Origin of the sequence: Parabacteroides chinchillae, from assembly GCF_900108035.1 — a bacterium.
Classification (GTDB): domain Bacteria; phylum Bacteroidota; class Bacteroidia; order Bacteroidales; family Tannerellaceae; genus Parabacteroides; species Parabacteroides chinchillae.
In genome coordinates this window covers 109,907-133,812 of the sequence record NZ_FNVS01000002.1, presented here as the reverse complement: position 1 = coordinate 133,812, position 23,906 = coordinate 109,907, and the positions used below count along the sequence as shown (strand labels likewise).

Sequence of the window (23,906 nt, the reverse complement as noted above, 5' to 3'; positions counted from 1 at the left end):
TTTAATTACGTTTGTCAAATAGAGCAATCAATGCTTTCACATAATCATCTTCCGTGCGGATAGAAACAGAATCCACTCGACATTTCTTAAATGAATCACTCATTTCACTCTGCCGCTGTTGCCACCATTCCTGATAAGCCTCGCGAACACGAGCAGATGAACTGTCAATCCATTGTTCCAAACCGGTTTCTGCATCCTTAATTTTCATTAGTCCAACATTAGGAAGTTCTGCCTCACGACGATCATACACCTGGATAGCAACTACATCATGCTTACGATTAGCTATTGTCAGTGCATCCTTGAAACTTCCCTTATTAATAAAGTCGGAAATAACGAATGCAGTACAACGTTTCTTGATTGCATTTGTCAAATATTTCAGTACTTGGCTAATATCTGTTTTTGTATCTTCCGGCTGGAAGTCAATCAGTTCACGAATGATATAAAGGATATGCTTTTTACCCTTCTGGGGTGGAATAAACTTTTCTATCTTATCGGAGAAAAAAACAACACCTATCTTATCGTTATTCTGTATGGCAGAAAACGCCAATGTTGCAGCTATCTCCGTAATGATCTCCTTCTTCATTACGTTTACGGAACCAAACTCCCGGCTTCCGGATACATCTATCAGCAGCATCACCGTTAGTTCGCGCTCTTCCTCAAATACTTTGATATAAGGACGAACATATCTCGCGGTTACGTTCCAGTCGATGTCCCGAATATCATCGCCGTATTGATATTCACGTACTTCGCTGAATGCCATACCACGACCTTTAAATGCCGAATGATATTGGCCGGCAAAAATATTACGTGACAGACCACGGGTCTTTATTTCAATCCGACGAACCTTCTTTAATAGTTCACTAGTTTCCATTGTTTCGTTTCCTTTAATTATTAAACTGATTTTTTATTCCTTTCGGATGAAATTTGAATTTCTCCCGAAAGGAATCGGAATTTCTTCCGAACGTATCAATAATTAGGGAACCTCAATCTTGTTCAAAATTTCGCTGATAACTTCTTCGGAGGTCAAGTTGTTTGCTTCAGCTTCATAACTCAAGCCGATACGGTGGCGCATTACATCGTGGCATACGGCACGAACGTCTTCCGGTATAACATAACCTCTGCGTTTAATAAACGCATAAGCCCGGGCAGCCAAAGCTAAATTAATAGAAGCACGTGGAGAAGCTCCGAATGAAATCATGTTGGATAAATTTGCCAATCCGTGTTCCTGAGGGAAGCGGGTAGCAAATACAATGTCTACAATATAACGTTCGATTTTTTCATCCAGATAGACTTCGCGAACAATATTGCGTGCTTCAATTATTTCTTGCTTGGAAAGTGTCGGTTTAATTTCAGGTCTTGCACCACTTATATTTTGACGGATAATTAATTTTTCCTCTTCTTTTTTCGGATAATTAATAATAACCTTCAACATGAAACGGTCTACCTGTGCTTCTGGCAATGGATAAGTTCCCTCCTGCTCGATCGGGTTTTGTGTAGCCATTACTAAAAACGGCTGCGGTAGTTTGTAAGTATGCTCACTGATGGTGACCTGGCGTTCTTGCATGGCTTCCAAAAGCGCACTCTGAACTTTTGCCGGAGCACGGTTAATTTCATCAGCTAACACAAAATTAGCGAAGATCGGACCTTGTTTTACCTGGAATTCTTCGCTTTTCTGACTATAAATCATTGTACCGATTACGTCGGCCGGAAGCAAATCCGGAGTAAACTGGATACGACTGTATTTCGCATCAATCAGCGATGCCATCGTTTTAATAGCCAAGGTCTTTGCCAAACCAGGAACACCTTCCAACAGGATGTGTCCGTCTGAAAGCAGACCTATCAATAATGATTCAACTAAATGTTTCTGACCAACAATAACCTGGTCCATACCCATCGTAATCATGTTCACAAACGAACTTTTGCTTTCAATTCGCTCATTCAACTCACGAATGTCTACTGTCTGACTCATAGAATTTCTTTATTTTGTTGTTACTGTTTTTTGCTTTACTTTTTTTAGATGCACAAAATTAGAAATGTTAAATTCGTAAGCTTCACTTTTGCAGTTAAATAATACTAACTTGCATATTGTCGTTTTGTTTTATTTTACTTAAAAAAGGTGCTTTTTATTTTCCCCCGGATAATATTTGAGTTTGGAGAGCAGCAGCTTTAGCAATCGAAGTACTGCTATGTGCATCTATACCATAAAGTTCTGGTAAGGGAATAACTATTTCAGTGCCGACAGGAACATTATTCGGATCTGCAATGACATTTTTATTATGCTCATATAAATATACCCAGAAAATCTTATGGCCATAATGTTCAAGAGCTACCAAAGTCAAACGGTCGCCTGCTTTGATCTTGACTTTTACCAAATCATTTTTCGCAGGTTTTGCTGTAGCTTGTACGGTCTCTTTTATCTTAACCGGCTCTTTTTCGGGTATTTCTATTTTTTCGGTCATTGTATCTGCTGACGTTACATCCAAGGTATCATTGTAATCAACTACTGCCATATCCAATGAATCCGAAAGTATTGCATTATCAGGCTCTTCTTTCTGTTCTATTTCAAAGGAGCCATTGCCATTACTATAATTATAGGTAAAAAATGGTTTGAAATCAAAAAACAGATACACGCCAACAATACCAACCAAGACGAATGTAAAAAGTACGATAATCATCCGTTTCAAAAAAGAGTGCTCGTTACGGTCGTAATCTTCACGCATAACTTCCTGAAAAGAATAATCCGGATAATCGGCATATTCATTTACTCTTTTTTCAGATCCGGATACATCTTCAATAGGTTCAATAGGCGGCACTTCAGCTTCTGGAGTTTTTTGTTGCTCCTCTTGTTGTTGTTCTTTTTTTTCAACCACCACTTCCTCTAAAGACTCCTGAGAAGTTTCTATTATCTGTTCTTCTTTTTGAAGAATATCTACTACCGGCTCTGAGGGAGTTGTTGGAAATTTTTCGTCAATAATTCTTTCTTCCGGTATTATTTCCTCTACTGATTCATCTTCTGCTTCTCTATCCGAATCATCATCATTAGATTGGTCTGTATCAGAAAAATCCACATTTTCATTAACTTCTGTTGTTTCAAAGAATGAAAAAGGTTTATTTACCAACTCTTTTAGTTCCTTATCAGGAAGAAATGAAAACTTATAATGTTCCGGAATTAAAAAACGTTTCCCTGTATTTACGTGGATACTTTCACGTTTTTCTACAGCTATGATTTTAAATGTTCCCAACCCTTTTATCTTAACGGATTTATCGGTAAAAACACCATCCATCACAACCGAAATCAACACTCTGAGAAAACGTTCTGTTTCCTTTTTATCTTTACCAGTATACTCTGCAAGCAAACCGGCCATATCTTGTATTGTGAGCCGGCTATTCATTATCACTCAATTCTTTAAGTTTTGTTTTAATTGTGGTTCCCGGTTTGAATACCGGAACTAATTTAGGAGGTACTAAATAACGTTTTCCATTTGCAGGATTAACAGAAATACGCTCCGTTTTCTTTTTTATTTCAAACTGTCCAAAGCCCGAAAGATATATAGAATCGTTATCGATTAATTTAGATCCCAAAATAGAATTGAAAGCAGACAACATTTCCGCAGTATCTTGTGCAGTCCAGTTTAATTTATTAGCAACCTCCTCTATCAATTCTTTGTTTTTCATACTTTCCATAAATCTAGATTCAGCTGCTATATTAGTTATTTTTTTGTAAACCGACAAACTTATTTACAGTTTTTATATCAACCTAACACTTTGCCATACAGGTCGAAAGCCTGTGCATCTTCGACTTCTACATTATAAAATTCGCCTAAGGTTAGCCGATTGGCTTTGTTAATCAAAAGCTCCGGGTCAACCTCCGGGGAATCAAACTCTGTACGTCCAATGTAGAAACCGTCTTCTTCCCTGTCTATAATAGCTTTAAACGTTTTACCAATTTTTGAGGTATTTATTTCAGAAGAAATACGTTCCTGAATACGCATTATATAGTCCAGCCGTTCTTCTTTCACTTCCTGCAGAATCTCGTCTTGGTAACGTTTATATGCATATGTACCTTCTTCATGGCTATATGGGAAAGCCCCCATACGTTCAAACCGTATTTTCCGGACAAATTCAACTAATTCTTCAAAATCTTTTTCCGTTTCACCCGGATGGCCAACCATCAATGTTGTTCTTAAATGAATGCCGGGAACTTCTTCTCTCATTCGTTGTATAAGGTCGTACGTCTCCTGTTTAGTAATATTACGACGCATCCGCTTTAACATATTATCACTAATATGTTGAAGAGCAATATCCATATATTTGCACACATTCCCACGCTCACGCATTACGCGCAATAAGTCGTAAGGAAAATGAGCCGGATAACCGTAATGTAAACGTATCCATTCCACTCCCGGTATATCGGATATACGTTCTACCAATTCCGGTAAAGCATATCGCTTATATAAATCAAGTCCATAATATGTTAAGTCCTGAGCAATTACCTGGAATTCTTTTACCCCTTGCCGGACGAGCAAACGAACTTCTTCCTCAATAGTTTCCATAGGTAAAGATTGGTAATGTCCGGTACTGATAGGTATGGCGCAATAAGAACATGTGCGATCGCAACCCTCTGCAATTTTAAGATATGCGTAATGGCTGGGGGTCGTAAGCACACGGTCGGCAGATAAATCCTTATTATAAGATTTACCTAAATCAGATATAAGTTGTTTCCAGTTAAATTTTCCGTAAAAATGGTCTACTTCGGGCAGTTCTTTCTGCAGATCTTTCATAAAACGTTCAGACAGACATCCCATAACAAACAGCTTACCTATCTTTCCTTTTTTCTTCGCTTCTCCCAATTCAAGAATCATATTAATAGATTCTTCCTGAGCATCGCCAATAAATCCACATGTATTTACAACGACTATTTCACCATTAATTTTATGAGGGTCATGCTCTACTGTGTAACCATTGGCTACAAACTGACGCATAATCTGCTCTGAATCCACCAGGTTCTTCGAGCAACCTAATGTTATAACGTCTACCTTATTTTTTCTCATTCTCCAAATAATGAATTTACAAATTCCTTCTTCCGGAACACCTGTAAATCTTCGATACCTTCTCCTAAGCCAATATATTTTACCGGAATACGGAAATGATCGGAAATACCAATCACTACACCACCTTTGGCTGTTCCATCCAGCTTAGTTACGGCAAGCGCATTTACTTCTGTTGCCGCTGTAAATTGTTTTGCCTGTTCAAAGGCATTTTGTCCTGTAGAACCATCCAAAACCAATAAAACTTCATGAGGAGCGTCTGGAATAACTTTTTTCATTACATTTTTAATTTTGGTAAGCTCGTTCATCAGATTTATCTTATTGTGCAAACGTCCGGCCGTGTCTATTATAACAACATCCGCGTTATTTGATTTGGCAGAACTTAATGTATCAAATGCCACAGAAGCAGGATCGGATCCCATTTTTTGCTTCACAATAGGTACACCTACACGTTCGCTCCAAATAACCAACTGCTCAACGGCGGCTGCACGAAAGGTATCGGCTGCACCCAAATATACATTTTTACCGGCTTTTTTAAACTGATAAGCCAATTTTCCTATAGTTGTGGTTTTTCCCACACCATTCACCCCAACAACCATAATAACATATGGTTTATGCTCTTCGGGTATAGTAAAACCATCGGCATCTTCTGTATTATTTTCTGTAAGTAAACTAGCTATCTCATCTCGCAATATAGCAGTCAACTCGTGTGTATTAACGTATTTATCCTGAGCTACTCTTTTTTCAATGCGGGAAATAATTTTCAATGTTGTATCTACACCGACGTCCGATGTTATCAATACTTCTTCCAAATTATCCAATACTTCATCATCCACCTTATTCTTACCTGCCACAGCCCTGGTAATTTTGGAAAATACGCTTTCTTTCGTTTTAGATAATCCTTTGTCTAAAGTTTCCTTCTTTTCTTTACTGAAAAAGCTAAATATACCCATATTTAAATACTTAATTTATATCAGATTGAATAACACCGCTAAAGTACTACTTTTTTTATTAACTCATCCGGTTTTTATAATCTTCATAACCGAAAGTACGATAAACTTCCAATTTATCCTCTTTGCTCCATAAAGCTAGAGAAGGATGCGGAATACCGTTAAACATAGTTGTCTTAACAATTGTATAATGAATCATATCTTCAAATATAAGTTTGTCGCCTACAACCAAAGGTTTGTCAAATGACCAGTCGCCCATATAATCGCCACTCAAGCAACTGTTACCACCTATGCGATAGCTAAATTTGCCTTCTCCCGGATCCACCGCCTGACGAATAACCGGTTTATAAGGCATTTCCAAACAATCAGGCATGTGACAAGTAAATGATGCATCAATAATAGCCGTTTTGATGCCATGATTTTCTACAACATCCACAACAGTTGTCAGCAAAAATCCTGTTTGCCAGGCAAACGCACTTCCCGGCTCCATTATAACCTCCAGATTCGGATATTTTGCTTTAAATGATTTCAACAGACCAATTAAATGCTCCGTATCATACCCTTTTCGCGTCATTAAATGCCCTCCCCCCATATTGAGCCATTTTATATAAGGCAGAAAACGACCGAAGCGCTTCTCCACCTCCATCAATGTCTTCTCCAGGTCATAAGATGAAGATTCGCATAATGTATGAAAATGCAATCCTTCTATTCCTTCTGGCAATTTGTTGCCTAACAATTCACTTATAACTCCCATGCGTGAACCGGGAGCACAAGGATTATAGAGTTCCGTTTCCACATCCGAATATTCCGGATTAATACGTAATCCACATGAGACTTTATTACCATCGGCTTGTATCATTGGATAAAAACGCTCAAACTGCGAAAGGGAATTAAATGTAATATGACTGCTATATTTCAGAATAACAGGAAAATCCGCTTCTGTATAAGCAGGAGAATACGTATGCGCCTTGCTTCCCATCTCTTCGTAAGCCAATTGCGCTTCATATTTAGAACTTGCCGTGGAATAAGGGATATATTCTCTAATAATAGGAAATGATTTCCACATGGCAAACGCCTTAAATGCAAGGATTATATTCACATCGGCACGCTCTTTTACACTTTTAATCAGGGACAGGTTATTCCGAAGTAAACGTTCTTCCATCACATAACAAGGTGACGGGATTTTGTTTATATCAATCATTTAGTTCTCTTTTATCCATAATTAGCTGGCAAATGTATGAAAATCTTATAACAATTCCATTGTTGCAACCATTAAAACAATCAAAATAACAAATCTGTTGCCAGTCTTTTTTTATCAGGGTAGCATTAAAATAGAACATGGCAGGCAACCGGCAGCAATTTGGTCGGCATCAAAATCCGGAATGTCCCAAATATTTATAATACAGTCAGTTTAGCAAATTTAAGTAATAATTGTTTCTGACCGAAATGAACAAAGTCAACCGATGCCTTAGCATTACCTCCAGTACCTTCTATCGCCATAACCTCTCCTTCGCCAAAACGGTCATGGCGAACTTTGGCACCTACAACCAAACCGGGCAAGTCTATATTTGCTACAGACGATGTACTTATAGTTGCAGATTCGATTTTAGTCAAATGAGAAGGTTGGGGTTGTTGGAATGGAGAGGTAAATGCCGGATGTTGCTGATATTTATCTCTCATAGATGCGAAAATATCAAACGAGTTTACAGACGATGACGGTATATCCAGATACCGGCCATCAATATCTTTCAAAAAACGGCTTGGTGAACATATTGAACTTTGTCCGTTACGATATCTACTTTTAGCATAAGTCAAAATACAATTTTGTTCTGCGCGGGTTATAGCCACATAGAACAAACGCCTCTCTTCTTCCACTGCGCGCGGATTATCTTTTGACAATTGAGATGGAAATAAATCTTCTTCCAACCCGACAACAAAAACATTCCTGAATTCCAAACCTTTGGCTGCATGCACTGTCATCATTGTAACTTTATTAGCCTGTTCCTCCTTATCATTATCCTGATCGGTCAGCAAAGCTACTTCTGCAAGAAAACCGGCTAAAGTTACTTGCTCGGCACCTTCTTCCTTTCTTATTTCACAATACTCGGCAACACCTTTCAGTAGTTCCTGAACGTTCTCTGTTTTACTAACTCCTTCCACCGAACGGTCTTGCAATAAATTATTGATTATGCCGCTTTGTTTTACCACAAGTGCAGCCATATCTTCTGCTGAGAGGGTTTTATCCTGTTCAATAAATCCTTCAATTAATTCACGGAAAGCGGTTAATTTATTGGAAGTTCCGCTATTTATAGAAACAGTATATTCCAAAGGCGCCTGTAATACAGTCCACATACTTACATTATGCTGGCTGGCGGCAGCCACAAGTTTATTGACTGTTGTATCGCCAATTCCACGAGTCGGATAATTAATCACTCTCTTTAATGCCTCTTCATCATGCGGATTTATAATCAAACGAAAATAAGAAATAACATCCTTAATCTCTTTCCGTTGATAGAATGACAAACCTCCATATATTTTATATGGTATATTCCGTTTACGAAGAGCCTCTTCCAAAATACGTGATTGCGCATTCGTCCTATATAATATAGCAAAATCTGCATAATCATACTTTGGGCCGTTCATCCTCATTTCGCTTATTCTGGCAGCAACAGCGTATGCTTCTTCATAATCGGAATAGGAAGCGATTACTGCAACCTTGTTCCCCTCTTCATTTTCCGAATAAACAGTTTTTCGTATCTGCTCTTTATTTTTATCTATCAAACTATTGGCTGCATTGACAATGTTCTGTGTCGAACGATAATTACGTTCCAGTTTAAAGATACGGCATCCTTGATATATATTCTTGAATTGTAATATATTATCAATATTCGCCCCGCGAAATGAATAAATACTCTGTGCATCATCTCCCACTACACAAATACGTCCGTGTTCTTCGCAAAGACGTTGTACAATTAAATGTTGTGCAAAATTCGTATCTTGGTATTCATCAACCAGTACATATTGAAAATGCCTGCGGTATTTTTCCAATATGGCCGGATGATCCCGAAATAAAATATTCGTCTGTAATAATAAATCGTCGAAATCCATAGCTCCGGATTGTTGGCAACGGCTCTGATAACGCTTATATATCTCACGCAGCAAAGGGATCTTTGCATTTATATCACTTTCCACCAACTCTTTATTCTGTTCGTAAGCTTTCCACGTTATCAATGCGTTTTTTGCATTGGAAATACGGCTCTGAACCATTCCGGGACGATACACCTTATCATCCAATTGCATCTCTTTTATAATTGCCTTCAGAAGACTCTTTGAATCGGATGCATCATATATTGTAAAATTAGACGGATAGCCGATATATTCTGCTTCATAACGAAGAATACGTGAAAATATAGAATGGAAAGTACCCATCCACAAGCGTCTGGCCACTTGTTCGCCGGTGATAGCCGCAATACGTTCTTTCATTTCCCGTGCGGCTTTATTGGTAAAAGTCAGAGCTAAAATACTCTGAGGCGGTAACCCTTGCTGTAACAGCCAGGCAATTTTATAAGTAAGTACCCTTGTTTTACCGGAACCTGCACCGGCAACAACAAGAGATGCCCCTTCACAAAACATTACCGCTTCTCTTTGATTTTCATTTAATTGATTCAAATATTCTTCCACAAACTATCCTTTTTAGTATTGCAAAGGTATAAAATTCGTATTGATTAATACAGATAAAAGTTATACCTTTGTTCACATAACAACAAATTCACATAATAATGAAAAAATCAATTATGAGTCTGCTAATGGCAGCCAGCCTGGTATTCCCGGCTATCGCCCAGCCAGGTTACACTCCAACCAAAGAAAATTTGGACGCACGGAAAGAGTTTCAGGATAACAAATTTGGAATATTCCTTCATTTCGGCCTCTACAGCATGCTTGCCGATGGCGAATGGATCATGACGAATAAGAACCTGAACTATAAAGAATATGCCAAACTGGCCGGTGGTTTCTATCCATCTAATTTTAATGCTGCAGAATGGGTATCGGCAATAAAAGCTTCGGGGGCAAAGTATATTTGTATCACAACCCGCCATCACGATGGTTTTTCACTTTTCAATAGTAAATATACAGATTATAATATTGTAAAGGCAACTCCGTTTAAGCGTGATATTATCAAGGAACTGGCAGAAGAATGTCATAAACAAGGTATAAACCTTCATTTTTATTATTCGTTACTGGATTGGTACCGGGATGATTATTATCCGTTGGGACGTACCGGCCATGGAACAGGAAGAACCACGCACGGAGAATGGAAAACATACTACCAATTCATGAATAACCAACTTACAGAATTACTGACCAATTACGGAAAAATCGGCGCAATATGGTTTGACGGCTGGTGGGATCATGACCAGGATCCGGATTTCGACTGGCAATTCCCCGGAATGTATGAAAACATTCATAAGCTACAGCCGGCTTGTCTGATTGGTAACAACCACCACATTACTCCTTTTGCAGGTGAGGATATCCAAATATTTGAACGCGACCTTCCAGGAGAAAACACAGCAGGTCTTTCCGGCCAGGACATCAGCCACCTTCCTCTGGAAACTTGTAATACGATGAATGGCATGTGGGGATACAAGATCACAGACCAGGATTATAAATCTCCCAAAACATTAATACATTATCTGGTAAGGGCAGCCGGAATGAATGCCAATTTATTAATGAATATAGGCCCGCAACCGGATGGTGCATTACCTGCCGTATCAGTGGGACGTCTGAAAGAAATGGGTGATTGGATGAAGATTTACAGTGAAACAATTTATGGTACCCGCGGTGGATTGGTTGCTCCTCGTGACTGGGGAGTAACAACTCAAAAGGACAATAAATTATACGTCCACATTCTTGAGCTGCAAGATAAAGGATTATTCTTGCCTATTACAGATAAAAAAGTTCAAAAGGCCATTTTATTCAAAGACAAAACTCCTGTCAGATTCACACAAGATAAACAGGGAGTGCTCTTGAAACTGGCAGAAGTTCCAACCGACATAGATTATGTTGTAGAATTAGAACTCAAATAAATCTTCCCGATCATTTTGTAAAATCATCCCGATGTTTTAGTAAAAACATCGGGATGATTTCTTATAAGCTCACTGTATGGATCGATATTAACCCAGCATGCTTTTTACAAAGAATTATATCGGTACATTAAGAATTTACAACAGGAATCCGGCCATAAAAATTAAGAATATCGTTATATTTGTACTTTAATCAGTTAAAATCAAGGCGCCATGAAGTATAAATTATTAGTCCTCGATATAGATGGAACGTTACTCAATGACAATAAAGAGATAACACCCCGTACACAAGCCGCCCTTCTGAAAGTACAACAGATGGGAATACATATCGTATTGGCATCAGGCAGGCCTACCAATGGCGTAATGCCGATAGCCAAGAAATTAGAATTAAATCATTACGGAGGTTTTATACTGTCGTACAACGGCGGGCAGATTATCAATGTCCAAACCGGAGAATTACTTTTTGAAAAGCGGATAAATCCGGAAATGCTTCCTTACATAGACAAGAAAGCTAAGAAAAACGACTTTGCAATTTTCACCTATCACAAAGATTATATCATTACAGACAAACCGGATAACGAACATATTAAGCAAGAAGCAATACTCAGTAATATGGAAATAAGAGGCGTAAACGATTTTGTTGAAGCTGTGGATTTCGCCCCTTGCAAATGTATGCTGGTAAGTGATGACGAAGAAGCGTTAATCGGTCTGGAAAATCATTGGAAGAAACGGTTAGGTGGTGTATTGGACGTATTTCGGTCTGAGCCTTATTTTCTGGAAGTGGTTCCGCAGTTTATTGATAAAGGAAACACATTAGGTGTATTATTAAGTAAACTATCCGTTTTACCGGAAGAAGTAATTGCTATCGGTGACGGTGTGTGTGATGTTTCCATGCTACAGGGAGCCGGACTAGGCATAGCGATGGGAAATGCCGAAGATTCGGTAAAAGCATGTGTAGATATTACAACTTTAACAAACAATGAAGACGGTGTTGCTTTTGCTGTCGAAAAAGCTGTTTTATCAGCTATCCGACCAACAGAAATTCCGTTAGAACAGTTGAATATGCGTGCACGTCATGCACTAATGGGAAATCTGGGGATTCAATATACTTACGCTTCGGAAAACCGGGTTGAAGCAACAATGCCTGTTGACGAACGGACACGGCAGCCTTTTGGAATTTTACACGGAGGAGCTACTTTAGCACTAGCAGAGACGGTTGCCGGCCTGGGTTCTATGATCCTGGCACAACCGGATGAAATTGTTGTCGGTATGCAAGTAAGCGGCAATCACATGTCGTCGGCCCATGAAGGAGATACTGTGCGCGCCGTAGGAACCATTATTCACAAAGGGCGTTCATCACATGTCTGGAATGTCGATGTATTTACTTCCACCGATAAGCTGGTTTCTTCCATCCGGGTAGTAAACAGCATACTGAAAAAGAAATGATAACAGAAGATAATCAAAAAATAATAGATTCGTTAATAGAACAAGGAAAAAGTTTTGCCATATGGCGCATTCCCGGAGAAGATGCAGTCCATTTTCGGATGCAATCATCCGGTTCTCCTTGTTTAATTTATAACATAGAAGACTTGAATAAACGGAGTGGTTTTGTAATCGCTCCGTTCCGGGTTTGTAAAGAACACCCCATTGTGCTAATCCAACCAGACTGTTTCAGTCTGCCGGAGTTTACAGAAGAAAAAGCATACATCCGGAAGAAAAAAGAATTTCTCCCGGAAGAAATCCAAAATTCATCCGAACAGAATGAAAAAGAAAGATATGCACAATGCTTCTCTATTTTCAGTCAAACTCTGCATAAAGGTGATTTGGATAAACTCGTTTTATCCCGAAACCGAACAATTGACAAAAAGGATGAATTTTCACCCGGCGCAATGTATTATGCAGCGGTAAAACGTTACATCCGTTCGTACATATACCTGTGCCATACGCCTGCAACCGGAACCTGGATCGGAAGTACCCCGGAAATACTGCTTGCCGGCCATAACGGGCAATGGCAGACTGTAGCTCTTGCCGGAACCCAACCAATACAAAATGAAGAAATTCCCCAAAAATGGGATGACAAAAATTGGCGCGAACAACAGTTGGTAGCATTCTATATCCGTCATCAACTGGCATCCCTAAATATCAGGCCTCATGAAAATGGTCCTTATGCCATACGTGCCGGAGAAGTATCCCACCTGAAAAGTGATTTCAATTTCTCTTTACCGGATAGCAATAAGTTAGGAAATGTATTAGCTTTGCTTCATCCTACACCGGCAGTATGCGGATTACCCAAAAAAGAGGCTTATCAATTCATCTTAAAAAATGAAGGATATGACCGCAGTTATTATTCCGGATTTATAGGATGGCTGGAGCCACAAGGCAGAACAGACTTATATGTCAATTTGCGTTGCATGCATATTGAAGAAAAGGCATTAACTTTATATGCCGGCGGTGGTTTATTAGCATCTTCCGCCTTGGAAGATGAATGGCAGGAAACGCAGGACAAGATGCAAACAATGCAACGATTGCTTAAATAAAAAACGATACACATGTACTCAGACAAAAAAAACATTCTTCAATTAGTAGCTTTGTTAAAAGAATATGACATCCGTAATATTGTTTTATGTCCCGGAAGCCGTAATGCTCCGATTGTACATACATTAGCAAACCACCCTTTCTTTCAATGTTACTCTGTGACAGACGAAAGAAGTGCCGGCTTTTTTGCTACCGGATTAGCATTACAAAGTGGAAAACCTGCTGCTGTATGCTGTACATCAGGAACGGCATTGTTAAATATACACCCGGCTGTAGCAGAGGCCTTTTACCAGCAAGTGCCACTTGTTGTTATATCTGCAGACCGGCCTTCCGCCTGGATCGGACAAATGGACGGGCAAACTTTGCCACAATCCGGCGTGTTCAATTCCCTGGTGAAAAAATCGGTAAACCTGCCTGAAATACACACGGATGAAGACGAATGGTACTGCAATCGTCTGGTCAACGAAGCTCTGTTGGAACTCAACCATCATGGTAAAGGACCGGTACACATTAATATCCCGGTTTCAGAACCTTTATTCCAGTTCACTACCGAAGAATTACCAGAAGTACGCGTTATCACGCGTTATCAGGGACTAAATGTCTATGATAAAGAATACAATAATCTGATCGAACGTTTAAATAAGTACAATAAACGCATGATGATTGTCGGACAAATGAATCTGATTTATTTGTTTGAAAAGAAAATCTGCAAACTATTATACAAACATTTTACCTGGCTAACCGAACATACGGGCAATCGTACTGTTCCCGGAATTCCCATTAAAAATTTCGATGCTGTAATTTATTCGTCTCCCAGTGATAAACAAGAAAAACTTATACCAGATTTGGTTATTACTTATGGAGGCCACATCGTATCTAAACGATTGAAACAACTTCTTCGTAAACATCCACCCAAAGAACACTGGCATGTGTCGTTGGATGGCGAAGTGGCTGATTTGTATGGTTCCATAACTACTGTAATAGAAATGGATCCGTTCGAATTTTTGGAGAAAATAGCTTACATGCTCGAGAGCAGCAAAATTTGTGAATATCCGAAGATGTGGGAAGCTCTTTCAAAAAGTATCCCAGAACCACAAGTTCCCTACTCGGAATTGTCAGCCATAGGCTCGCTTATCAGAACTATACCTGCAGAATCGGCCTTGCATTTGGCTAACAGCTCTACGATTCGCTATGCCCAACTTTTTTCTATTCCCGAATCTGTTGAAGTATGCTGCAACAGAGGTACCAACGGGATAGAAGGTTCGATGTCTACTGCTATCGGTTATGCTTCCGTTTCGGAGAAACTAAACTTTATTGTAATCGGTGACCTGAGTTTTTTCTATGATATGAACGCTTTATGGAACAATTATATCCGTAATAATGTACGTATCATGCTACTTAATAATGGCGGAGGAGAAATATTTCAGTCTTTACCAGGTTTCAAGATGACTGAACAAACACACAGGTTTGTTACTGCAACTCATTCCGCTACGGCACAAGGTTGGGCAACAGAGCGAGGATTTCAATATATGGAAGTCCATAATGATGAAGAATTGGCAGAAGCTATGAAAACCTTTGTACAAGTAGAATTTACAGAACAACCATTATTGATGGAAGTATTCACAGATAAAGCAAACGATGTGAAAATATTAAAAGATTATTATCACCAACTTAAATAAAAAAAGATATGTCAGCAAAAAGAGATTGGACGACCATTAAAGAATACGAAGAGATTCTTTTTGACTTCTATAAAGGCATTGCCCGTATCACAATCAACCGCGAACGCTACCGCAATGCTTTCACCCCAACAACAACAACAGAGATGAGCGATGCTCTATACATTTGCAGAGAGCGGCAGGATATTAATGTGGTTGTACTGACAGGAGCCGGAGACGTTGCTTTTTGTGCCGGAGGCGACATGCACGTCAAAGGTCATGGAGGCTATATCGGTAAAGACGGCGTAGCCCGTTTAAACGTATTGGATGTACAAAAACAAATCCGTTCACTGCCAAAACCTGTTATTGCAGCTGTTAATGGTTTCGCCATTGGCGGAGGCCATGTATTACATGTCGTATGCGATTTAAGCATAGCCTCCGAAAATGCAATATTCGGACAAACAGGACCACGTGTCGGTAGTTTTGATGCCGGATTCGGATCATCTTATCTTGCCCGTATCGTGGGACAGAAAAAAGCACGCGAAATATGGTTCCTTTGTAGAAAATACAATGCACAGGAAGCTTTAGATATGGGGCTTGTGAATAAAGTAGTTCCTCTTGATAAACTGGAAGATGAATATGTACAATGGGCAGAAGAAATGATGTTGCTCAGTCCGTTAGCCCTTCGTATGATTAAAGCCGGGCTTAATGCGGAATTAGATGGCCAGGCAGGAATACAGGAACTTGCAGGAGATGCGACAATGTTGTATTATATGACAGAAGAAGCCCAGGAAGGTGGTAAAGCATTCCTGGAAAAACGCCGTCCGCAATTTGAAAATTATCCCAAATTCCCTTAATACAAAGGTTTTATGAATATACAAATCTTCCCCCGTCTTTTACACTTCAAACAACCGGCCGGGACATCCAGAGGTGTTTATACCACACGCAAAAGTTGGTATTTAATACTCACATCAAAGGAAGAACCGGGACGATTTGGTATTGGTGAATGTGCTCCGCTGCCCAATTTAAGTTGTGACGATTTGCCAGACTATGAAAATATTCTGAAAACTGTATGTGAATCTTTCCAATCGAAACAAATCATAGATAAGGAAGTTCTTCGCCCCTATCCGTCAATCCTATTCGGAATAGAAATGGCTGTCCGTCATTACGAAACCGATAGTTATGCTTTATGGAATACTCCCTTCTCCCGGGGTGAAACCGGAATTCCTATAAATGGGCTAATCTGGATGGGAAGCTATGGCAAAATGCTTGAACAAATCCAGAAAAAAATGGAAGCCGGCTTTCGGTGTATCAAATTAAAAATCGGAGCTATCAATTTTGAAGAAGAAATAGATTTATTGAAATATATACGTAAACATTTTTCCTCCAAAGAAATTGAATTGCGTGTAGATGCCAATGGAGCTTTTTCGCCGAAAGATGCATTAGAGAAGCTAAAACGATTAGCAGAGTTAGACCTTCATTCCATAGAGCAGCCTATCCGTGCAAAACAATGGGAAGAAATGGCTCAGCTAACAACATTGTCTCCTTTGCCCATTGCTTTGGATGAGGAACTGATAGGATGCAACACTTCAAAAGAAAAAGAAGAATTATTAACAACAATCTCACCTCAGTATATAATTCTAAAGCCATCATTACACGGAGGTTTTTCCGGATGCAAAGAATGGATAGAAACAGCCGGTAAATTTAAAATCGGCTGGTGGATTACTTCTGCTCTCGAATCAAATATAGGATTGAATGCTATCGCTCAATGGTGCGCAACGTACGACAACCGACTTCCACAAGGATTAGGTACAGGTTTACTTTTTACCGATAATATAGAAATGCCGCTCGACATCAAAAAAGATTGCCTATGGTATAATCCGGATGGAAAAAAACCCGACATTTATTCTATTAAACAATAAATTAAATGAATCGTGATTTGTCAAACAGTTAGTTATGCACACAACTACTTTAAAAGAATATATACTTGATATTAAAAAACAACATTTGACATTAGAAGGTGTTGTATATACGCAAGATAACATTGAGGATTTATTAAAAACAAATACGAATCAGGATACCGAGTTCAGAAATGATCTATATGCTTTCTTAGCAGACTGGTTCAATGAATCTCCTACTATCACTTTGCAAACATCAGGCTCTACCGGAAACCCGAAAAAACGAACCGTACGGAAAGAACAAATGATGCAAAGCGCAATAATGACCTGTTCATTTCTGAATTTGCAAAAAGGGGACAGAGCCTTACTCTGTATGCCGTTACTATATGTGGGCGGGAAAATGATGGTTGTACGCTCATTGGTTGCCGGATTAAATCTGGTTATTCGTACACCATCCGGACATCCGATGGCTGGCGTAAACACTCCATTTCGTTTTGCAGCCATGATTCCTTTGCAAGTTTATAATACATTACAAGTTACGGAAGAAACAGAAAGACTCAAACAAATTGACATCTTAATCATTGGAGGAAGTGCTATTGACAATGCTTTGGAAAAACAGATAAGAAAACTTCCAAATTCAATCTACTCGACTTATGGCATGACAGAAACACTCTCACATATTGCTCTTCGAAAAATAAACGGAAAAGGCAGATCTGTACGATACATGCCATTCCCATCAGTCAATATTTCACTCTCTCAGGAACAGACATTAACAATACATGCACCTTGTGTGTGCGACAACATATTAGAGACAAATGACATAGCACAGATTTTTCCTGATGGAAGTTTCTCTATCATCGGACGAAAAGACAACGTAGTAAATAGCGGAGGGGTCAAAATTCAGATAGAACAAGTTGAGAAAGCTCTTAATTCTATTATTTCCTGCAACTTTGCTATAACTTCTATTCCCGATCCTAAATTTGGAGAAGTGCTTATTTTGTTAATTGAAAAAGAAGAAGATATTGCACAACACATAAAAGAGATTTTACCCAAATACCAGCAACCAAAGCGTATTTATAAGGTAGAATCCATTCCATATACAGGTAATGGAAAGATAAACCGTCCGGAATGCAGAAAGCTCGCTATTAAATTACAGGTAACAAATAACACTATATAATTATGAAACACTTATTTATTGTAATGTTTTCATTGTTGATATACTCGTCAGCATACGGACAGAGTAACTCTTGTTGTCAGCTACCGCAAGATCCAACAACCGAAAAACAAAAAATGTATGCAACTGCCGATTATATCACTTTACTGGATAGCACTGCCGTTACAGTACAACCTTCGGGATCCGGCTCTTTTGTAATATACAAGAAAATAAAAGTACAAACACCTAAAGGAGCGGTTCAAAATCGGATTATTAAATATGATTATGATCCGTTGACTGCATTTGCAGAGTTTCGTTATGTCACAATCTATCGTACAAACGGAGATGTGATTAATCTGGATATTACTCAAGCTTGTGACTATGCCGCACCGGCACGGGCTATTTACTGGGGAGCACGCCAAATCATGATGGAAGTAGGCCGTCTTTATCCCGGTGATATTATAGAATATAAAATTGCAAAGAAAGGATTTACCTACGCCCTCCTAGCAGGAGATGATGATGAATCACGTTTCGTCCCTCCTATGTATGGACAATTTTATGACATTGTTCCTTTCTGGGCAACAGAACCTACCGTACGCAAAGTATATACAGTTTCCATCCCTATGGAAAAAGATATGCAATTTCAATTCTATCAGGGAGAATGTACTTCGTCAATGCGGTATGAAGACGGACTGAAAGTCTATACTTTTGCAATGAAGGATATGCTGCCATTCAAAAAGGAGCCTAATATGGTTGACTTATTTGACTGTGCACCCAAACTGATGATGTCGTCAACCCCCAAATGGCAAGATAAGTCTCTTTGGTTTAATAAGGTAAACGAAGACTACAATAGCTTTGCACCACTCCCCGAAGCCCAGAAAAAAGTAGATGAACTGATAAAAGGCAAAAGCACGGAAATGGAAAAGATTGCCGTTTTAACACATTGGGTTGCAGACAATATCCGTTATGCTGGCATCTCAATGGGGAAAGGAGAAGGATTTACGCTTCATAATACCAAAATGAATTATACCGATCGCTGTGGTGTTTGTAAAGATATTGCAGGGACATTAATTTCATTCCTTCGCATGGCAGGATTTGAAGCTTATCCGGCTATGACAATGGCAGGTAGCCGTGTCGAAAGTATTCCGGCAGACCATTTTAATCATTGTGTTGCCGTAGTTAAATTATCTAATGGAACTTATATGCCGCTCGATCCGACCTGGGTTCCTTTCTGCCGTGAATTATGGAGTAGTGCCGAACAGCAACAGAACTATTTGCCTGGTGTGCCTGAAGGTTCCGATTTATGCCTTACTCCTGTTTCCGCACCTGAAAACCACTATATACGTATCAAAGCAAACAATAAATTAGATATTAATGGTACTTTACGCGGACAATTTACCATTACTGCAGAAGGACAATCAGACAGTAACATTCGTAGTATTTTTACCCGAGGTTGGCAGTCTGACTGGCAAAATACTCTGGAAAAGCAATTGCTAAATATATCACCTAAAGCAAAATTGCTAAAAGTGGATTATGGTAAAGATCCGAAAAATTATCAGGCAGCGCCTATACGGATGACTTTCACATATGAGATCCCTCAATATGCTTCCGTTGCCGGAAAACACATAATATTTAAACCTATGGTGATGAATAATTTGTATAATCAGGTAAAAAGCTATTTGCGTATTAACACCGATTTAAAAAACCGCAATTACGGATTTAAAGATGCCTGTTCCCGTTTGGTAGAATTGGACGAAACAATTCAATTGCCGAAAGGATATACAATGATGCAAACAGACAAAGAAGACCATAAACAAAGTACGGCCGCCGATTTTGATGGCTCACTCAAACAAAAAGGAAATACTATTGAGCTTCATCAAAAACTTTCCTTAAAAAAACGTGTTTATGAAGCTGCCGACTGGGAAGGATTCCGTGCAGCAGTAAACGCCCATAAAAGTTTCGGAGACTATATAATAATTGAAAAATAAAAACCATGAATAAAATAAATAAAATATCCGTTCTTCTCTTTTGCTTGCTGTTTACCTCAATATCTGCATTTGCAGCATCAGAAGCAGAATACAAGAAAGTGGGAAAAACATACAAATTGAATTCTGATGGCAGTCAGGAATATCGCTACGCTATGGAGTTAACACTCTATACTCATACGGCTATGAATGGCACGTATGGAGAAAGTTTCATTTTGTACAACCCACAATATCAGGAATTACAAATACATTCTTCTTATACCGTACAAAAGGATGGTTCTATTGTTGAAACTCCTCCAAACGCTTTTGTAGAAGTCTTGCCCCGTTTTGCAGCAGACGCCCCGGCTTATAATAACTTAAAAGAAATGGTGGTAGTACATACCGGATTAGAGTTAGGAGCTACTATTTATCTGGATTATTCTATTATATCCAAGCCTGGATTCTATCCGGCACTCGATATAGAAGAGCTTCTATCTGCAACTTCGCCGGTAAAAGAGTATTCATTGACAATTATTGTTCCTCACAACACAACTCTTACGTATCATCTCTATGATTCGAGCGCGAAAGCCATTGAGACAAGCAGCAACGGGCAAAAAACAGTAAATTGGACTTTGCATAATGTCCCAGCCTCTTCCCGTGAAGCATTTCTACCGGAGAATAACGATGGTACGCCTCGTCTTATTGCTACAACTTACACATCACAATCCGAAGCTCTTGGATATATGAAACAATGTTTCAATAATTCTATGAATTATGAAAGTAAAGCGTTTGCACAATATATTACAGAAAACGCAACCAATGATAAAGAAAAGATAGAAATTACTCAACGCCATGTTGTTGAGAATATAGATCTATGCCCAATTCCTCTGGATTATACAGGATTCACCATTCGCAACGCAGATGATGTATTACGTAGCGCTTATGGGACAGCAACAGAAAAAACACAATTACTCTGTTCTATGCTTAATGCAGCTGGTATAAAATCGGAAATAGTTGCTTTCTATCCTGCAAATATAGATGCAAACATTGCAGGTATTCGCAGTATAAAAAAATTTATGGTAAAAGCGACTTCCAACAGTGAAGACCTGTATTTGTCAGCTTTTAACATGGAACCAATTAATGTAAAAGCCCGGGGCATATTAGATAACATTTTCACACTTGATGGAAAACAAATCCAGGTGAATACCCAACCTCTTATTATAAAAGAAAACAAAGAAATAAATATTGATGCCTCTATGGCAAAAGGTGGTTTTATAATTTACACATTACCTGTTCTATTAAAAGGTATAGATACGTGGAATATTTCATCATTGCCTAGCAAACGCACCGGATTGTTTGAAATACCCTCTCTCCTACAGGAAGAAATTACCTACGCAATAAATAATGCTGAAGGATTAACATTAAAAACTCCAGTTGGACAGACCGTGGTAAGTAAGCCTTACGGAAAAGTTACACAAACAATTACTTCCAAAGACAGTACCATTGAAGTAATTCGCACCATCGAATTGAATAAGCAACAATTTACTCCGGCTGAATATAGCGATTTGCGTGTTCTTCTTAATGAGTGGACAGATCCAAACAATAGATTATTATTATTTTCAGAAAAATAGAGAAACAGGTTCTACACCAGATTGATCAAATAAAAGCCCTGCGAATTAAAATAATTCCGGGGCTTTTATCTTATAGGAAACATAACCCGGAAAAGAAAATACCATAACCAATAAATAGATTGATTTCTCTCTGGATGAATACCGATATTTACCCTGTAAAAAGAGATAATTCATGATTGGTTTACTAAAGGCTTTATATCAAAAGTTTAAACAACATGCTGATTGGTGGGCTGATTATACAACGGAACTATCTGTCGTAATAATTAGCATTACTGCCACATTTTATGGCGAAAACCTGATAGAAAATTATATAGAGGCAAATGAAGATCTCCAGGTTATGCAAATGATGGTAAACGAACTAGAGTATGATTTAGTTGAGCTTTCCAACATACAAAATCACTGCAAAGATGAAATCGCATTTTCTGAATTACTTTACCGTAATATCATCCAAAAAGAAAATATTGACGAAAATATTGTAAACCGATACTATAATCATCACCGTCTTTATTACTATTGGTTCCTGAAAAATAATGCCTTAGATATGACAAAAGTATCAGGCACCATGCAACGAATGAAAAACAAGCAATTATTGCTTCAACTGTTTGAATGCTACGAATACATTAATATCATAAAAGATATGGATACTCACTATAGAGAAGTCCGGATTGAACAACTCTCCAATTTCTATGCCCATCTACCAAATAATGCACACGTCCCGACCGCAAAAGAGCAATGGAAGCAAATAGCACAAGATAGCACCTTTTGTCAATACATGCTGACTACACTTCCGTTAATGGCAAAATCTATAACCAATACAAGTATAAATACGCAGAAAGTACTCCATAAAACAATTAATATGATCAATGAGGAGTATAAATAAATTCATTTATGGACGAGTTATACAGATTATCAAAATATTCCGCATTATAAACTGAAACATGCGAGCCTATCGTCTTCAACAATTAGCAGAATATGATCGTCATCCAATCCGTTTTTCCGTAGCAATTGATAAATGGGCAGCATAAGCATTCGTCCGCCGGGAACCGTCTGATGTATTATATTCCAATATTAAATGTTTTCCACTATATATAAATCAGCCAATTGGAAATAGGTGTATCCTGATTCTAATCCGTATAATTGATGCATAGGAATATTTTTACCCCCTATCCATTGACGTATGTATGCACCTACACAATCGCCTGTTTTTTTTACCATTGAACCTATTATATCGTAATCAGAATCCTGTTTGCTTTTGTTCTTGCAATATTCCCCTGAAAATATCATCATTATACGATAAGTCACCGAGTCCACCCGGAGTAAATAATACGCGGACCTCATATTGTGTACCTGCTACAAAAATAACAGGAACTCCTCCTACAGGCTCTCCGTTTGTTCCATTAGCTATATCCTGACTAGCAAAATGGATTATTGAAACTCCGGGTATCTCAGGAATATTTATACGCCAGGTTGCATATATAGCATTTTCAGATGTTCTTTTACCATTGATCCGAATAAAAATACCGTCATCCGATACAAAAGAATATTCATACGAATCTTTAAGAACAATTTTGATCCCTGTAATATCTGAAAATAATTGACATGGCACATCACTCGATGTAACCTGAACAACGTATTCACCATCCATATATCCATCCAATTGGCATGTCAGCTTATCTACCGGATAACAAAAATAAGAATGAAACTTTTGTACAACTTCTTTACTTGTTTTACAATTTATATAATCTGTTTCTTCTTTTGAACAAGACAAACATAATATGGCCAATAATGTTAAAGTGACAGATTTCATAATACAACCTCCTTTTATTATTTATTTATAAATTGATTCGGTTGCAAAACTAGATGAATGCTCTTGACAGAATAATTTTATTTTTTGGTTTGGTGATATTCCTTTTTACAATATTACCGGATAATTTCTATATATCCGGAATTATACCTAAACCAAAAAATAAAAACAATAATCCAAAAAGTTT

Annotated in this window: 19 protein-coding genes; 10 read left to right on the top strand and 9 right to left on the bottom strand. The window is 38.4% G+C overall.

Annotation, left to right across the window (positions count from 1 at the left end):
• Position 1 precedes the first annotated feature (1 nt).
• From C4S38_RS02490 to C4S38_RS02455, 8 genes are all read right to left on the bottom strand, one after another.
• Positions 2-871 (bottom strand): DUF58 domain-containing protein, encoded by an 870-nt coding sequence (locus C4S38_RS02490; protein ID WP_103982416.1) that lies wholly within the window; start codon positions 869-871, stop codon positions 2-4.
• A gap of 102 nt (positions 872-973) precedes the next feature.
• Positions 974-1,969, bottom strand: a complete 996-nt coding sequence (locus tag C4S38_RS02485; RefSeq protein ID WP_099465688.1) for an AAA family ATPase — start codon at positions 1,967-1,969, stop codon at positions 974-976.
• A 154-nt stretch (positions 1,970-2,123) separates the two neighbouring features.
• Positions 2,124-3,392, bottom strand: a complete 1,269-nt coding sequence (locus C4S38_RS02480; protein ID WP_103982415.1) for an HU family DNA-binding protein — start codon at positions 3,390-3,392, stop codon at positions 2,124-2,126.
• Positions 3,385-3,675 (bottom strand): HU family DNA-binding protein, encoded by a 291-nt coding sequence (locus C4S38_RS02475; RefSeq protein ID WP_099465690.1) that lies wholly within the window; start codon positions 3,673-3,675, stop codon positions 3,385-3,387. The genes C4S38_RS02480 and C4S38_RS02475 overlap by 8 nt, the downstream gene beginning before the upstream one ends.
• 77 nt (positions 3,676-3,752) lie before the next feature.
• Complete coding sequence (gene rimO, locus C4S38_RS02470) at positions 3,753-5,051, bottom strand: 30S ribosomal protein S12 methylthiotransferase RimO (protein WP_103982414.1); 1,299 nt, start codon at positions 5,049-5,051, stop codon at positions 3,753-3,755.
• On the bottom strand, positions 5,048-6,001 hold the full coding sequence (gene ftsY, locus C4S38_RS02465) for a signal recognition particle-docking protein FtsY (protein WP_103982413.1): 954 nt from the start codon (positions 5,999-6,001) through the stop codon (positions 5,048-5,050). The genes rimO and ftsY overlap by 4 nt, the downstream gene beginning before the upstream one ends.
• Before the next feature lie 58 nt (positions 6,002-6,059).
• Positions 6,060-7,199 (bottom strand): carboxynorspermidine decarboxylase, encoded by a 1,140-nt coding sequence (gene nspC, locus C4S38_RS02460; protein ID WP_103982412.1) that lies wholly within the window; start codon positions 7,197-7,199, stop codon positions 6,060-6,062.
• A gap of 194 nt (positions 7,200-7,393) precedes the next feature.
• Positions 7,394-9,679, bottom strand: coding sequence for an ATP-dependent helicase (locus C4S38_RS02455; protein WP_103982411.1), 2,286 nt, complete (start codon positions 9,677-9,679; stop codon positions 7,394-7,396).
• Between the two features lie 98 nt (positions 9,680-9,777).
• Between C4S38_RS02455 and C4S38_RS02450 the strand changes: the two genes are divergently transcribed.
• The 10 genes from C4S38_RS02450 (at position 9,778) to C4S38_RS02405 (ending at position 22,795) form a co-directional block, all read left to right on the top strand.
• Complete coding sequence (locus tag C4S38_RS02450) at positions 9,778-11,082, top strand: alpha-L-fucosidase (protein ID WP_103982410.1); 1,305 nt, start codon at positions 9,778-9,780, stop codon at positions 11,080-11,082.
• A gap of 210 nt (positions 11,083-11,292) precedes the next feature.
• Positions 11,293-12,525 (top strand): Cof-type HAD-IIB family hydrolase, encoded by a 1,233-nt coding sequence (locus C4S38_RS02445; RefSeq protein ID WP_103982409.1) that lies wholly within the window; start codon positions 11,293-11,295, stop codon positions 12,523-12,525.
• The gene (locus C4S38_RS02440) at positions 12,522-13,616 is read left to right on the top strand and encodes an isochorismate synthase (protein ID WP_103982408.1); all 1,095 of its coding nucleotides are present in this window, start codon (positions 12,522-12,524) and stop codon (positions 13,614-13,616) included. Before C4S38_RS02445 ends, C4S38_RS02440 begins: the two co-directional genes overlap by 4 nt.
• A 12-nt stretch (positions 13,617-13,628) precedes the next feature.
• Positions 13,629-15,293, top strand: a complete 1,665-nt coding sequence (gene menD / locus C4S38_RS02435) for a 2-succinyl-5-enolpyruvyl-6-hydroxy-3-cyclohexene-1-carboxylic-acid synthase (RefSeq protein WP_103982407.1) — start codon at positions 13,629-13,631, stop codon at positions 15,291-15,293.
• An 8-nt stretch (positions 15,294-15,301) separates the two neighbouring features.
• Positions 15,302-16,126, top strand: coding sequence for a 1,4-dihydroxy-2-naphthoyl-CoA synthase (gene menB / locus C4S38_RS02430; RefSeq protein ID WP_103982406.1), 825 nt, complete (start codon positions 15,302-15,304; stop codon positions 16,124-16,126).
• Between the two features lie 12 nt (positions 16,127-16,138).
• Positions 16,139-17,191: an o-succinylbenzoate synthase gene (locus C4S38_RS02425; RefSeq protein ID WP_103982405.1), complete on the top strand. Its 1,053-nt coding sequence runs from the start codon at positions 16,139-16,141 to the stop codon at positions 17,189-17,191.
• A 34-nt stretch (positions 17,192-17,225) separates the two neighbouring features.
• On the top strand, positions 17,226-18,344 hold the full coding sequence (locus C4S38_RS02420; protein ID WP_103982404.1) for an AMP-binding protein: 1,119 nt from the start codon (positions 17,226-17,228) through the stop codon (positions 18,342-18,344).
• A gap of 2 nt (positions 18,345-18,346) precedes the next feature.
• The gene (locus C4S38_RS02415; RefSeq protein ID WP_103982403.1) at positions 18,347-20,308 is read left to right on the top strand and encodes a DUF3857 domain-containing protein; all 1,962 of its coding nucleotides are present in this window, start codon (positions 18,347-18,349) and stop codon (positions 20,306-20,308) included.
• Between the two features lie 5 nt (positions 20,309-20,313).
• Positions 20,314-21,915: a DUF3857 domain-containing protein gene (locus C4S38_RS02410; protein WP_103982402.1), complete on the top strand. Its 1,602-nt coding sequence runs from the start codon at positions 20,314-20,316 to the stop codon at positions 21,913-21,915.
• A 172-nt stretch (positions 21,916-22,087) separates the two neighbouring features.
• Complete coding sequence (locus tag C4S38_RS02405; protein WP_103982401.1) at positions 22,088-22,795, top strand: hypothetical protein; 708 nt, start codon at positions 22,088-22,090, stop codon at positions 22,793-22,795.
• Between the two features lie 354 nt (positions 22,796-23,149).
• Here the strand turns inward: C4S38_RS02405 and C4S38_RS02400 are convergent, their stop codons facing one another.
• The gene (locus C4S38_RS02400; protein WP_103982400.1) at positions 23,150-23,722 is read right to left on the bottom strand and encodes a hypothetical protein; all 573 of its coding nucleotides are present in this window, start codon (positions 23,720-23,722) and stop codon (positions 23,150-23,152) included.
• Positions 23,723-23,906: the final 184 nt, after the last annotated feature.